Source organism: Pseudomonas sp. 06C 126, from assembly GCF_001855215.1.
Taxonomy (GTDB): Bacteria; Pseudomonadota; Gammaproteobacteria; order Pseudomonadales; family Pseudomonadaceae; genus Aquipseudomonas; species Aquipseudomonas proteolytica.
Genome location: NZ_MIFU01000075.1, coordinates 105532 through 118332 on the forward strand (window position 1 = coordinate 105532; position 12801 = coordinate 118332).

At 59.2% G+C, this 12801-nt stretch carries 15 protein-coding genes; 9 read left to right on the top strand and 6 right to left on the bottom strand.

What is annotated here, in order from left to right; all coding sequences use genetic code 11:
- Window positions 1-159 precede the first annotated feature (159 nt).
- The 3 genes from BHC62_RS09695 (at window position 160) to BHC62_RS27345 (ending at window position 2412) form a co-directional block, all read left to right on the top strand.
- A complete protein-coding gene (locus BHC62_RS09695) occupies window positions 160-939 on the top strand; it encodes a FadR/GntR family transcriptional regulator (RefSeq protein WP_070994860.1) in 780 nt (259 codons plus the stop codon).
- Between the two features lie 248 nt (window positions 940-1187).
- Window positions 1188-1367: a hypothetical protein gene (locus tag BHC62_RS09700; RefSeq protein WP_070994861.1), complete on the top strand. Its 180-nt coding sequence runs from the start codon at window positions 1188-1190 to the stop codon at window positions 1365-1367.
- 610 nt (window positions 1368-1977) lie between these two features.
- The gene (locus tag BHC62_RS27345) at window positions 1978-2412 is read left to right on the top strand and encodes a hypothetical protein (protein WP_083335431.1); all 435 of its coding nucleotides are present in this window, start codon (window positions 1978-1980) and stop codon (window positions 2410-2412) included.
- A gap of 181 nt (window positions 2413-2593) precedes the next feature.
- On the opposite strand, the gene BHC62_RS09710 is transcribed toward BHC62_RS27345, so the two are convergent.
- Window positions 2594-3238, bottom strand: a complete 645-nt coding sequence (locus tag BHC62_RS09710; protein WP_029291712.1) for a dTMP kinase — start codon at window positions 3236-3238, stop codon at window positions 2594-2596.
- 156 nt (window positions 3239-3394) lie between these two features.
- On the opposite strand from BHC62_RS09710, the gene BHC62_RS09715 reads away from it, so the two are divergent.
- Together BHC62_RS09715 and BHC62_RS09720 are read left to right on the top strand one after the other, a co-directional pair.
- Window positions 3395-3775 (top strand): RidA family protein, encoded by a 381-nt coding sequence (locus BHC62_RS09715; RefSeq protein WP_029291714.1) that lies wholly within the window; start codon window positions 3395-3397, stop codon window positions 3773-3775.
- A gap of 94 nt (window positions 3776-3869) precedes the next feature.
- Window positions 3870-5873 carry a U32 family peptidase gene (locus BHC62_RS09720; protein WP_070994863.1) on the top strand — a complete coding sequence of 668 codons (2004 nt, stop codon included), beginning with the start codon at window positions 3870-3872 and terminating at the stop codon, window positions 5871-5873.
- 71 nt (window positions 5874-5944) lie between these two features.
- On the opposite strand, the gene BHC62_RS09725 is transcribed toward BHC62_RS09720, so the two are convergent.
- A complete protein-coding gene (locus BHC62_RS09725; RefSeq protein WP_070994864.1) occupies window positions 5945-6853 on the bottom strand; it encodes a DMT family transporter in 909 nt (302 codons plus the stop codon).
- A gap of 131 nt (window positions 6854-6984) precedes the next feature.
- Between BHC62_RS09725 and BHC62_RS09730 the strand changes: the two genes are divergently transcribed.
- Window positions 6985-7428 (top strand): Lrp/AsnC family transcriptional regulator, encoded by a 444-nt coding sequence (locus tag BHC62_RS09730; RefSeq protein WP_070994865.1) that lies wholly within the window; start codon window positions 6985-6987, stop codon window positions 7426-7428.
- Between the two features lie 41 nt (window positions 7429-7469).
- On the opposite strand, the gene BHC62_RS28910 is transcribed toward BHC62_RS09730, so the two are convergent.
- The 3 genes from BHC62_RS28910 to BHC62_RS09740 form a co-directional block, all read right to left on the bottom strand.
- The gene (locus BHC62_RS28910) at window positions 7470-7601 is read right to left on the bottom strand and encodes a hypothetical protein (protein WP_256324310.1); all 132 of its coding nucleotides are present in this window, start codon (window positions 7599-7601) and stop codon (window positions 7470-7472) included.
- 4 nt (window positions 7602-7605) lie between these two features.
- Window positions 7606-7824, bottom strand: a complete 219-nt coding sequence (locus BHC62_RS09735) for a hypothetical protein (protein ID WP_029299943.1) — start codon at window positions 7822-7824, stop codon at window positions 7606-7608.
- Between the two features lie 85 nt (window positions 7825-7909).
- Window positions 7910-8455 (bottom strand): hypothetical protein, encoded by a 546-nt coding sequence (locus BHC62_RS09740; RefSeq protein ID WP_029299945.1) that lies wholly within the window; start codon window positions 8453-8455, stop codon window positions 7910-7912.
- A 376-nt stretch (window positions 8456-8831) separates the two neighbouring features.
- Here BHC62_RS09740 and BHC62_RS09745 point away from each other — a divergent pair, with 376 nt between their 5' ends.
- The 3 genes from BHC62_RS09745 to BHC62_RS09755 all read left to right on the top strand — a co-directional run bounded on the left by BHC62_RS09745 (window position 8832) and on the right by BHC62_RS09755 (window position 11833).
- The gene (locus BHC62_RS09745; protein WP_070994866.1) at window positions 8832-10241 is read left to right on the top strand and encodes a circularly permuted type 2 ATP-grasp protein; all 1410 of its coding nucleotides are present in this window, start codon (window positions 8832-8834) and stop codon (window positions 10239-10241) included.
- Between the two features lie 2 nt (window positions 10242-10243).
- Window positions 10244-11194, top strand: coding sequence for an alpha-E domain-containing protein (locus BHC62_RS09750; protein WP_029299950.1), 951 nt, complete (start codon window positions 10244-10246; stop codon window positions 11192-11194).
- 207 nt (window positions 11195-11401) lie between these two features.
- Window positions 11402-11833, top strand: coding sequence for a nuclear transport factor 2 family protein (locus tag BHC62_RS09755; RefSeq protein WP_029299952.1), 432 nt, complete (start codon window positions 11402-11404; stop codon window positions 11831-11833).
- Here BHC62_RS09755 and BHC62_RS09760 read toward each other — a convergent pair.
- The gene (locus BHC62_RS09760) at window positions 11830-12765 is read right to left on the bottom strand and encodes an alpha/beta fold hydrolase (protein ID WP_070994867.1); all 936 of its coding nucleotides are present in this window, start codon (window positions 12763-12765) and stop codon (window positions 11830-11832) included. The genes BHC62_RS09755 and BHC62_RS09760 overlap by 4 nt on opposite strands.
- Window positions 12766-12801 lie beyond the last annotated feature (36 nt).

Sequence of the window (12801 nt, forward strand, 5' to 3'; positions counted from 1 at the left end):
CCCCCATCCTTATTTTTATAGTGGGTGGCGTTGTTTGTGTCGGATTACATGATGGGGCGTTTTTTATCATAATACGTCATACGAATTCAACGACTAAATCCAGAGAGGACGGCGGGTCTAAAATGCAGTACCTTTCACAGATTTGAGCCAGAGTCGTCTATGCCCACTCCTGACAAATCCTCCTGTAGTGCCGATACGCTGGGTACCCTGAAGGACTCCGCCAAGGGCACACTGTCCGATCAGGTGACGGCGGCCCTCAAGGCCTATATCGCCAGCGGCGAAGCGCTGCCAGGCCATCGCCTGCCCACCGAACCGGTACTTTCGCAGCGTTTTGGCGTCAGCCGCACGGTCATCCGCGAGGCCATTTCGCGCCTGAAGTCGGCCGGCCTGGTCGAGGTCCGCCAGGGCAGCGGTACGGTGGTCAGCGAAGGGGCACACATCAAGGCATTCACGATTGACCTGGATGTCGGCGGGTCGATCGAGGCTGTATTGAGAGTCACCGAACTGCGCCGCGGCATCGAAGGCGAGGCGGCGGCATTGGCGGCCCAGCGACACTCACCGGCGCAACTGGAAGCCATCCACCATGCGCTCAAGGCCATTGATGCAGCGGAGCAGGGGAGCCGCGATGGGGTTGAGGAAGACTTGGCGTTTCATCACTCTATTTCCAAGGCGACCGGCAATCCGTTGTACCCGTCATTGCACGAGTTCATCGCGCAATTCATCAAAGAGGCGATCCGCATCACACGCTCCAACGAAGAGCGGCGCCGAGACTTGGCCAAGACCGTCCGGGCCGAGCACTTTGCCGTGTACGCGGCCATTGCCGCGCGTGATCCAGAAGGCGCAAGGAAAGCGGCGCTGGAGCATATCAATAATGCGGTAGAGCGACTTAAAAGTGCGGATCCGTCGTTTTGGCAGAGTCCGGGGGCGAGGAAGGTTTAGTAGTTGAGCTTGGGAATGTGAGTGGGGCATTATAACTAAACTAAATAGTTATTAATTTCATTTATAAGCTATTGAGATATAAAGAGTAGGGCACACCCCACATTACCAGCTCTGCGATTGTTGAATATGGAAATAACCACTATCGTCAAAAGCGCTAAAAAACTAGTAGTTCCTACAGTAGCCACAACCCTGGAATGCCCGGAACATCGGGTTTCCAGCACCTGGTGGTGCCTATGAGGAGAACGAACATGAATAAGATCTACGACGATGAACTGAAGGCTATTTCGACCAGGCTCGCTGCCATGACGGCTGTTGAGCGGCAACGCGCGTTGGACTTCTTGAATGGCAAGGCTGAACTGCGTCCCGATATGGGGAATAGTGCAAGCGTGGCTGGTGTTACAACGACTCCCGTTAAACCCATTGAGTGACAAGGTGCCGCCATCCGGCGTTGAGCCACACGAAGCATTCACGCCAATATCCGGCAACTTGGCCAATATTGCGTACGCAGAGTAAACCTCCGGTGATCTATAAGATTCGGGCGGGGTTTCTTTGCGTACGGAACACCTGGGGCGATTTGGTTGGATCGGTATTGCGGCGGCCTCTGGGAATAATGAGCGTCCTGCAGCACGTGTCCAATCGGTGGCCATCGCCAAACATGAGGTGTGGGTTGCAGCGCATCAGCACGAGGACTTGACCAATCCTACGGCAACATTCATAGGGTAAATAGGGGAGGAGGGATGCATTTATCGCCTGACACCTTGTTGATTTAGCCGCTAAATTTTAGGTCGATTCCTCCGGCGTTCGATCTGCTTTTCACCGTGAAAAATAGAGTAGGTAATCGGTTCCGACTCGGTTGAACTATAACTAAACTAAATGGATATTTAGTTTAGTTATATTTATTCCTTATATTACAAGGGCAAAGCTAGCTCATCCTTCGCGCGAGTGTGGGCACATGCACGATACTTAACATTTGAGCATCATAAAGGGACGGTCTATATGCGGGGAATGCTTACGTCAGGTCTATGGGTGGCATGTTTCGTGACCAGTGCCACGGCGCTGGCGGATGAACTGCCGCGTAGCGAGCAGATAAAAGCGTTCCGCGCTGCTGGATTTAACCAAGAGGCGTCGGAGTGCGAAATCGAAACAACAGGTAGCTACACACCGGCAACCATGGAGTTGGTTGAAGACCTGAACGGTGACGGCCGGCCGGATGCCTTGATTACCGAAGGCAGCACTGACTGTTATGGGCAAGCAGGTACTGGATTTTATCTAGTCAGCCAGCAACCTGACGGTCACTGGAAACTCATGCTCAAAGAAAACGGCGTCGCTGAGTTTCTCGCTAGCAAAGGCAGTAATGGTTGGCCTGATATCGAAGTCGGCGGCCCGGGCTTTTGTTTCCCAGTACTGCGTTACGACGGGCAACGTTATCGATTTCACCACAGCGTTGGTGAACGGTGTGCTGACTCGCCGTAAACGTCCGGTGGCCCAAGGGTCAAACGAAGGCAGGTCAACGAGGGCGACGGTGGCTGCTTTTGAATCTGGGGTGCGGTTGGTTCTATGTCGCTTAGTGAAATGCACCGAACAGAGCCCCTGAAGGACAGCCCACTTGGTTCGCATAATGTATATTATGTTAAATTATGTATGTACAAAGCTCCTAGCGCTTTCCCTCCCATCCACTTCCTCCATTCGTCATCAGAACCCTATCGATCTCGGCTACCACCCGCATCGTCGCGTCTTCGATCGTTCCCTCATTGCGGCATACGATCCAGCCGTGTTCGGTCATCACGCGCTCGAATGCCTCGGTACACGCAACATGTTCTGCCAGCGTATGGAGCACAGTACTGTTCAACCCACGCCGTCTTGCCGCGGCCCTTGCCCATGAAACTTCTGGGTTGGTGACAACCCCCACGTGCAGGTCTGGCACTTGCACCTGTCGATCGATGTTCAACTGCAGAATCTCGGCAAACGGGACTATCCGGCGAAACGCCGCATCGGATGGGTACCAGCGATCCATCAAGACGATGCTGTCTGCGGGCTGCTTAGGCAAAATCTGTTGGGAAATCCAGGCTCGACTATCAGCAAGGCGCTCACAAACCGCCCACTCCAAATCCCGGCTGGGATTTCTGACGAGTCTGTTGACGAGGTTCATTGTGTCACCCCTGTAGGGATCGCTTTTCTTCTCGCACAGCCGGATCACCTTTTTGCCCGCGCCCCTCAGCACGGTCGTCACGGCTTCCAACAGTGTGGTTTTGCCGGTGCCCTTGGGTCCATCGAGAGAAACAAACAGCGCACGTTTCATTCTTCGTACAACACGTTATAAACAAGCACTCTAACCTGATTGCCCGGCACCGCGCCAACCCCCGCATTTTGCCTGCGCCGGCCTTAAACCAGGTGTGGCTGTTTCAATGGCCGGCTAAACTGCCCGCCAGATTATTTTTGGTACAAGAGAACTCCCATGACCCAGCAAGACCTCAGCTATACCCCCGACCTCGACCCGGACTCCATTTCCTCGGATGTCATCGGCTTCAACGGCATCCTGGTCTCCACGCAAATCCCGGTGCGCGCCGATGGCAGCCTGGAACTGGGCGATATCACCGCGCAAAGCGAATGCACCCTGCAAGCCCTCAAGGTCGCGCTTGAACGTGCCGGCAGCAGCATGGACCGGGTCATGCACTTGACCATTTACCTCACCGACATGGCCGACCGCGCCGCATTCAACGAGGTGTACAAGCGCGTCTTCGCTAAACCCTGGCCAGTACGCGCGGCGGTTGGCGTGGCCGCATTGGCGGTCGACGGCATGCGCGTCGAAGTCACAGCGATGGCAGCCAAAGGCTGAGCCCTGCGCGCCATTGGGCATCCAGCGGGTGCCCACCCGGCGATTCACGGCTACAATGCGCACCTCAACCGTGACAAGCCTGACTAAAAAAACTATGTCCTTGCCCAAGCATCATCTGGAATTGCTCAGCCCTGCCCGCGATGTCGCCATCGCGCGCGAGGCTATCCTGCACGGCGCCGACGCCGTGTACATCGGCGGCCCAAGCTTCGGTGCGCGCCACAACGCCTGCAACGACGTGAGCGAGATCGCCCAACTGGTGGAATTCGCCCGTCGTTATCACGCCCGGGTGTTCACCACCATCAACACCATCTTGCATGACGATGAACTGGAGGCGGCCCGCAAGCTGATCCACCAGTTGCACGATGCAGGGGTTGATGCACTGATCGTCCAGGACCTGGGCGTGATGGAGCTGGATATCCCGCCCATCGAACTGCATGCCAGCACCCAGACCGACATCCGCACCCTGGCCCGGGCCAAGTTCCTCGATCAGGCCGGATTCTCCCAACTGGTGCTGGCCCGCGAGCTGAACCTGCAGGAAATCCGCGCGATTGCCGATGAAACCGATGCCGCCATCGAGTTCTTCATCCACGGCGCGTTGTGCGTGGCGTTCTCCGGGCAGTGCAATATTTCCCATGCGCAAAATGGCCGCAGCGCCAACCGTGGCGATTGCTCCCAGGCCTGCCGCCTGCCCTACACCCTCAAGGACGACCAGGGTCGTGTTGTCGCCTTTGAAAAACACCTGTTGTCCATGAAAGACAACAACCAGAGCGCCAACCTGCGCGCCCTGGTAGATGCCGGCGTGCGCTCGTTCAAGATCGAAGGCCGCTACAAGGACATGGGCTATGTGAAGAACATCACCGCCTATTACCGCCAGCGCCTGGACGAGATCCTTGAGGACCGCCCCGACCTGGCTCGCGCCTCCAGCGGCCGCACCGCGCATTTCTTCCTGCCGGACCCGGAAAAGACCTTCCACCGTGGCAGTACCGACTACTTCGTCAGTGATCGCAAGATCGATATCGGTGCCTTCGACACCCCAACCTTTACCGGCCTGCCAGTCGGCGTGGTGGAAAAAGCCGGCAAGCGCGACTTGCAGGTCATCACCCATGAGCCGCTGTCCAACGGTGACGGCTTAAACGTGCTGATCAAGCGCGAAGTCGTGGGTTTCCGCGCCAATATCGCCGAGCCCAAGGGTGAGTTCGACGAAGACGGCGAGAAGCGCTACCGCTACCGCGTCGAGCCCAACGAGATGCCGGCGGGCCTGCATCAGTTGCGGCCCAATCACCCGCTCAACCGCAACCTGGACCACAACTGGCAGCAAGCGCTGCTCAAGACCTCCGCCGAGCGCCGGATTGGTGTGTCCTGGCAAGCCTGCCTGCGCGAAGACCAACTGCAACTGACCGCCACCAGTGAAGAGGGGGTGAGTGCCAGCACCACCCTGCCCGGCCCGTTCGGCGTGGCCAACAAACCGGAACAGGCGCTGGATACCTTGCGCGACCTGCTCGGCCAACTCGGTACCACCCAGTATCACGCCACGGCCATCGAACTGGATGCGCCGCAGGCGTATTTCATCCCCAACTCACAGCTCAAGGCCCTGCGCCGAGATGTGATCGAAGCGCTGACAGTGGCCCGTGTCGAGGCCCATCCCCGTGGAGGCCGCAAAGCTGAAACCACGCCACCACCGGTGTACCCGGAGTCGCACCTGTCGTTCCTGGCCAACGTCTACAACCAGAAGGCTCGCGATTTCTATCATCGCCATGGCGTGAAATTGATCGACGCGGCCTACGAGGCCCACGAAGAAACCGGTGAAGTGCCGGTGATGATCACCAAGCATTGCCTGCGCTTCTCCTTCAACCTGTGCCCCAAGCAGGCCAAGGGCGTGACCGGCGTACGCACCAAGGTTGCACCGATGCAGCTGATTCACGGCGATGAGGTGTTGACCCTGAAGTTCGACTGCAAGCCTTGCGAAATGCACGTGGTGGGCAAGATCAAAGGCCATATCCTCGACTTGCCGTTGCCGGGCAGCGGCGTGCAGCAGCAGGTCGTGGGGCATATCAGCCCGGCCGACCTGCTCAAGACCATCCCCCGCGCGCCACACTGACCCACGCCCTTGTAGGATCCCGCTTGCCAGCGATAGCGCCCTCCAGATCGCCATCGCCGGCAAGCCGGCTCCTACAAGGGGCGCCTGGATGTCGGCAGCTCGTGTTCAGCACGCCACCACCAGCCTCGCTGCAACCCCGCCGCCGCCAGCAATATCGCCGCAACCCCCAACCACTGTGCCCAGCCCAAGCGATGCCCGTAGGCCATCCAGTCAACCAGGATCGCCGCAACCGGGTAGATGAACGACAGCGCCCCGGTCAAGGCCGTCGGCAGTTTTTGAATCGCGCCATACAGCAGCACGTACATCAGGCCGGTATGCACCACGCCCAGCGTCAACAGCGCGGCCCAGGCATCGACGGGCGCCGATAGGCTTTGCCACGAGACCAGCGGCACCAGCAACACCGCGCCGGTAGTCACTTGAATCAGTGCCAGTAGGTGCGGCGGCACGGCCTTCAGACGTTTGATGATCAGCGCAGCGACGGCATACAAAAACGCCGCGCCAATCGCCTGCACCACGCCCAACAGGTAATGATCACCACTGCCCTGCTGCTCGCCATGGGCACTGACGATCGCCAGCATGCCCACGAAAGCCACACTCAACCAGGCGAGCTTCTGTGCGGTGATCTTTTCGCCAAGAAACAACGCCGCGAGCATCACCAGCATGAACGGCTGCACGTTATAGACCGCGGTGCTGATCGCAATGGAGGCCTTGGCGTAAGACGCAAACAGCAACAGCCAATTACCGACAATGGCCACGCCGCTCAACATCGCCCAGCCGAGTGTCGAGTAATTCAACCATCCGCCCCGCAAATACCCCAGCCGCCAGCACACCAGCAGCAGAGTCAGGCCGCCGATGACGCAACGCCAGAACACCACTTCGATGACCGGCACCCCAGACACCAGCACAAACCAGCCAATGGTGCCGGAAATCAGCATGGCGCCGACCATTTCCCATGAGCCGCGACGTATGGATATGTCCATGATTTAGCTCCTCGAATGAGGCTAAATTATGGCAACCTGCGCCAATCAGGCTCCAGCGCCTGCAGAAGGTAAAAGGTGGTCCTTACCTATTCTTATTAGGCAAAACAGCAAATCTGCTTAAGGAGCCCAGGATGATTGATGTTATCGACCAACAACTGATCGCCGCCCTGATGGACGACTCGCGCTGCTCGCTCAAGACCCTGGCGGGCATTACCGGCCTGTCCTCGCCCAGCGTGGGCGAACGTTTGCGACGCCTGGAGGAGCGCGGAGTCCTCAAGGGCTACACCGTGGATATCGACCCCAAGCACTTTGGCTATCTGTTGCAAGCCATCGTGCGCATCCGCCCCCTGCCCGGCCAGCTACAAGAGGTGGAACGGCAGATCCAGGCGATCCCGGAGTTTACCGAGTGCGACAAGGTCACTGGCGATGACTGCTTTATCGCCCGACTGCACGTACGCACCATGGACCAGTTGGATACCTTGCTCGACCGTCTCAACGCTTACGCCGAAACCAACACCGCCATCGTCAAGAAAACCCCGGTCAAGCGCCGGCTGCCGCCCTTGGCGGGCCAGTGATGCTCTGTTGATGGCTATCTCGCCCAGGCTGATGCCCTACGCTAAGCGTCAGCATCGCCTTCTTCAGCCAAATCATCCTGCTCGATCAGCGGCACCTGCGCATCATCCATCAACGATCCCGGGTCTTCATTGCCGGGATCATTGATCGGCTCCTCTTCGGCTGGGGTATGCATCGCCCTAGCCGCCCGGGGTATCAATGTCAGCGTCCGTTTCTGGCTTGGGCTCGCGCTCGGGCTTGAAGTCCGGGCTGTACTCGTTGTCCTTGGCGACCTCATCAGTCGCGGGTTGTGGGTCCTTGGGGGCCGTACCGGGAGCGGGTATTTTATGCGTGTTGTCATCGATGGCCGGATCATTCCTGCCAATGACTTGCGGGTCTTGACTGTGATTCGCGCTCATGGGGACCTCCTTCCAAGCTGATGTACAGTTAAGGCGCCACGGAGATGGGTGAAGTTCAGTTCAAACGAACCGCGCTGATCAATGGTCACGACCCCGGATTATCCACCTGGATATAAAACGCAAACGCCGCCAGCAGCATCCAGAACACCGTGAACAACCACGGTGTACGCACCGAAAACAGTAATGACTTGCGATAGCCCTTGTGCGACGACTCGGTCTCGCAGAACAGCGGCGACTCATCGTAGGCCATGCCCATCACCGGTTCGCTGCGCAACAACTCGCTCTGCTTGAAGTGCCAGTGGTCAATGATGTCGTAGGCTGCACGTATGCCGGGCCAGGCGTTGAGCGAGCTGAACACGCCGAGCATCGACAGCAGCAGCGGCACCACCAGGGTGAACAGCTTGCCCCACTCGGGGTTGAGGTTGCCCATGCAGGACACAAAGGCAATCACCAGGAACGACTGCGCGGTGAGGTAAGCATCGGTGCGGTTGGCAAGGATGGTGGTTTCGTATTGGATTTCCCGGCGATAGAAATCCAGCCGGTCCTTGGGCGAGCCAAAGATCTTGGCATTGTGTTCGGTATGGTCAGTCAGCGCCGATTCGGGGCTATGGGGGGAAATGATCCGGGGCACGATCGGTGATCCTTACGGTGCGTAATCCCGTTAGAAGAACCGGTGATGCCCGAAGTTCAGGTCAATTACCTGCACCGTTATGGAGCATGGCGTATGCCTGGGGCGCACTGCACTTGCGCAGGCCGCTCCGATAACGGGCTTACACACTGTGTAATCCCTATAAACGCAGTTTCGGCACAGCCATTGCTTTACTCCTTAAATCCCCTGCCTGCCCAGGTGAACACAGGAGCAAACGTTACCCCCCCGACTCAGAGCCGACTCCAAAAGAAAGTAAGGACAAGGTCCGTTGGCGCCAAAAGCCACGGGCTCATAACAATGCGTTTTCTAAAGCGGCAGTGCCTGCAACGTTTCACCCGGCACTGACAAGGTAATTGGAATGGCTCGATCTTTCTTTGATGAAATGAATGACGCAAATGGCGTGTGCCGTACGCACTATCAGGATTTTTCCCGCTGGCTGGCCAACACACCGCCGGAACTGCTGGCCCAACGCCGTCGCGAGGCCGACCTGCTGTTCCACCGCGCCGGGATCACCTTCACCCTGTACGGCGACGAGCAAGACACCGAACGCCTGATTCCCTTCGATATCATCCCGCGCAGCATCCCGGCCAGTGAGTGGAGCGTGATCGAGCGCGGCTGTATCCAGCGGGTCAATGCGCTGAACATGTTCCTCGCCGATATCTACCACGACCAGCGCATTATCAAGGCCGGGATCATTCCCGCCGAGCAGGTGCTGGGCAATGAAGGCTATCAAAAAGCCATGGTCGGCCTGGACCTGCATCGCGATATCTATTCGCACATCTCCGGTGTCGACCTGGTGCGTGATGGCGACGGCACCTACTACGTGCTCGAAGACAATTTGCGCACACCCAGCGGTGTGAGCTATATGCTCGAAGACCGCAAAATGATGATGCGCCTGTTCCCTGAAGTGTTTGCCAAGCAGCGCATCGCGCCAGTGGATCACTACCCCAACCTGCTGCTCAAGACCCTGAAAAGCGCCAGTCGCCTGGACAACCCCAATGTCGTGGTGCTGACCCCGGGGCGCTTTAACAGTGCGTTCTTCGAGCACGCGTTCCTGGCCCGAGAAATGGGGGTGGAGCTGGTAGAAGGCGCCGACCTGTTCGTGCACGACCTCAAGGTGTTCATGCGCACCACCGACGGCCCCAAAGCAGTGGATGTGATCTACCGGCGCATCGACGATGCCTTCCTTGACCCGCTGGCCTTCAACCCGGAATCCATGCTCGGCGTTCCCGGCCTGGTAGCGGCCTACTGCGCTGGCAACGTGGTGCTGGCCAATGCCATCGGCACCGGCGTGGCCGACGACAAGTCTATCTACCCCTACGTGCCGGAGATGATCCGCTTCTATCTGGATGAAGAACCGGTGCTGCAGAACGTACCGACCTTCCAGTGCCGCAATCCCGCTGAGCTGTCCCACGTACTGGCGCACTTGCCCGAACTGGTGGTCAAGGAAACCCAGGGCTCCGGCGGCTACGGCATGCTGGTGGGCCCGGCCGCCTCGGCCGCCGAGATCGAGGACTTCCGCCAACGCATCAAGGCCCGGCCCCACGCCTATATCGCCCAGCCGACCTTGAGCCTGTCCACCTGCCCGACTTTTGTCGAAAACGGCATCGCGCCACGGCATATCGACCTGCGGCCCTTTGTGCTGTCGGGCAAGGAGACCCGCCTGGTGCCGGGTGGGCTGACCCGGGTGGCGCTGCGCGAAGGCTCATTGATCGTCAACTCGTCGCAAGGCGGCGGAACCAAGGACACCTGGGTGGTGGAGGGCTGAGTATGCTGAGTAGAACCGCCGCAGATCTGTACTGGATGTCGCGCTACCTGGAACGCGCGGAAAACCTGGCGCGCATGCTGGAGGTCAGCTATTCGCTGTCGTTGATGCCCCAGGCCGGACGCAGTGATGGCCTGGACGAACTGGCGATGTCGCTGCTCAGCAGCGGCACCCTGGACAGCTATCTGGAACGCCATCAACAGCTGGACGCCGAGCGCATGCTGCACTTCTTCGCCCTCGACGAAGAAAACCCGGCCAGTATCTACAACTGCCTGCGCGCTGCCCGGGGCAATGCCCATGCGGTGCGTGGGCGGATCACCGCCGACATGTGGGAAAACCTCAACGCCACCTGGCTGGAAATGCGCAGCATCGCCGCCGGCGGCCTGGCACGCCATGGCATCAGCCATTTCTGCGACTGGGTCAAACAGCGCTCGCACCTGTTCCGTGGCGCCACCTCCGGCACCATCATGCGCAACGACGCCTATCGTTTTATCCGCCTGGGCACCTTTGTCGAACGCGCCGACAACACCTTGCGCCTGCTGGATGCGCGCTACGAGATGTTTGGCGAAGAATCCGAGGAAGTCAGCGACCTGTCCGCCCGCGGCTACTACCAGTGGAGCGCCCTGCTCCGTGCCTTGTCGTCATTCGAGGCCTACACCGAGCTGTACCCCAATGCGCTGAACGCGCGTTCGGTGTCGGAGTTGCTGCTGCTACGCAGTGATGTACCGCGCTCGTTGCATGCGTGTATCGAGGAGTTGAGCCATATCCTCGCCGACCTGCCAGGTAGCTACGGCCGCACGGCCCAGCGCCTGGCTGCCGAATTCGAGGCGCGGCTGCGTTATACCGGCATTGACGAGATCTTGGAGGAAGGCCTGCACAGCCGGCTGACCGAATTCATCGACACCGTGCGCGAGCTGGCGCGGGCGATCCACAGTTCCTACCTGGAAGTGGTGTAAGCGTCGCATCACCCTGTAGGAGCGGGCTTGCCCGCGATAACGGTGGAACAGTCGGAAATTGTTCATCTGACCCACCGCTATCGCGGGCAAGCCCGCTCCCACAGGTCTGGTGTTTGCTCCAGACATATAACTGTCAGTTTGGATCATTGATCCCACCTCACTGCTGCTCTTATGGTTGCTCAACACCCATAAGAACAGGTACAGACCATGTCCGAAGCTCTGCAATTATCCCCTGGGGCCGCCCATACCCTGAAGCGCTGGCACACCATGCTGGCCACTGCCGACCTCAAGGCCCTGCCCGAACTGCTGGCACCTGACGCGGTGTTTCGCTCGCCGATGGCCCACACCCCCTACCCCGGCGCCCCCGTCGTATCGATGATCCTCAACACCGTGTTTACTGTGTTTGAGGACTTCCAATACCACCGAGAACTGGCCAGCGCCGACGGCCACAGTGTGGTGCTGGAGTTCAGCGCGCGAGTGGGCGACAAACAGCTCAAGGGCATCGACCTGATCCGCTTCAACGAAGAGGGGCAAATCATCGAATTCGAAGTGATGGTCCGCCCCTTGAGCGGTCTCCAGGCCCTCGGTGAGGAAATGGGCCGACGCCTGGCACCGTTCCTGGCCAAGGCCAAGGGCTAACGCTGCAGGAACTCCAGCATCAGCGTGTTGACCTGCGCGCCCTGCTCCACCTGGATCCAGTGCCCGCAGTTGGCCAGCACCTGCTGCTCCAACTGCGGCACCACCTCGGGCATGCGTTTGAGCGTATGCGCCTCAAACACCCCCACCGGGTCGCGGTCGCCGATCAAAAACAGCGTCGGTTGCAACACCTGTCGGCCCGCCAGGAACTCGGTGCGCTGCCAATTGCGCTCGAAGTTGCGGTACCAGTTCAGCGGCCCGCGAAAGCCATTGGCAAAGGTCTGCACATAGATGTCCAGGTCGTGCTGGCTGCACCAGGCCGGCAAGGCGCTTGGCAGCGCGACACCGTCCAGCAAGGTGGCCGTGGCTGGCTTTTGCTGCAGGAATACATCCTGGTCCTGCATGAACAGACGCAAGGTGCGTTCGATATCGGCTTCCAGTTCCTGCTCCGCCACGCCGGGCTGCTGGAAGTACAGGATGTAGTTGAACCGTTCGGCATACAGCTCACGCATGATCTCGATCACCGGCCTGCGGGAACGACCGGCGAACGGCACCGACATCGTGACCAGCGCGTTGATACGCGTAGGCTCCAGCAAGGCCAGGTGCCACGCCACCACCGCGCCCCAGTCATGGCCGACCATCGCTACCCGTTGATGGCCGAACAGGTCCATGGCCCTCTGGATATCCGCGCATAGGGTCAACAGGTCGTAGTCGGCAATCTCGGCGGGCGCGCTACTGCGCCCATAGCCCCGCATTTCAGGCACAAATACGCGATACCCGGCGGCTGCCAGCACGGGGATCTGTTGGCGCCAGGAGTGCCAGCATTCGGGAAAACCATGGAGCAGCCACACGGGCGGGCCGCTCTCGGGGCCGGCGATATGCAGGCTCAATTGAATGCCATTGACCTGGATCGTCTGTTGTTCGATAGCACTCATCACGCAGCTCCATGGGGGGACTGCTGCAGACTGCCC

Bases quoted from the DNA above. Each gene is read 5' to 3' on its own strand.
- BHC62_RS09710 (WP_029291712.1), bottom strand. From the start codon at position 3,238: ATGAAACGTGCGCTGTTTGTTTCTCTCGATGGACCCAAGGGCACCGGC.
- BHC62_RS09760 (WP_070994867.1), bottom strand. From the start codon at position 12,765: ATGAGTGCTATCGAACAACAGACGATCCAGGTCAATGGCATTCAATTG.
- BHC62_RS09750 (WP_029299950.1), top strand. From the start codon at position 10,244: ATGCTGAGTAGAACCGCCGCAGATCTGTACTGGATGTCGCGCTACCTG.
- BHC62_RS09700 (WP_070994861.1), top strand. From the start codon at position 1,188: ATGAATAAGATCTACGACGATGAACTGAAGGCTATTTCGACCAGGCTC.
- BHC62_RS09745 (WP_070994866.1), top strand. From the start codon at position 8,832: ATGGCTCGATCTTTCTTTGATGAAATGAATGACGCAAATGGCGTGTGC.
- BHC62_RS09735 (WP_029299943.1), bottom strand. From the start codon at position 7,824: ATGAGCGCGAATCACAGTCAAGACCCGCAAGTCATTGGCAGGAATGAT.
- BHC62_RS09695 (WP_070994860.1), top strand. From the start codon at position 160: ATGCCCACTCCTGACAAATCCTCCTGTAGTGCCGATACGCTGGGTACC.
- BHC62_RS28910 (WP_256324310.1), bottom strand. From the start codon at position 7,601: ATGCATACCCCAGCCGAAGAGGAGCCGATCAATGATCCCGGCAATGAA.
- BHC62_RS09720 (WP_070994863.1), top strand. From the start codon at position 3,870: ATGTCCTTGCCCAAGCATCATCTGGAATTGCTCAGCCCTGCCCGCGAT.
- BHC62_RS09725 (WP_070994864.1), bottom strand. From the start codon at position 6,853: ATGGACATATCCATACGTCGCGGCTCATGGGAAATGGTCGGCGCCATG.
- BHC62_RS09730 (WP_070994865.1), top strand. From the start codon at position 6,985: ATGATTGATGTTATCGACCAACAACTGATCGCCGCCCTGATGGACGAC.
- BHC62_RS09715 (WP_029291714.1), top strand. From the start codon at position 3,395: ATGACCCAGCAAGACCTCAGCTATACCCCCGACCTCGACCCGGACTCC.
- BHC62_RS09755 (WP_029299952.1), top strand. From the start codon at position 11,402: ATGTCCGAAGCTCTGCAATTATCCCCTGGGGCCGCCCATACCCTGAAG.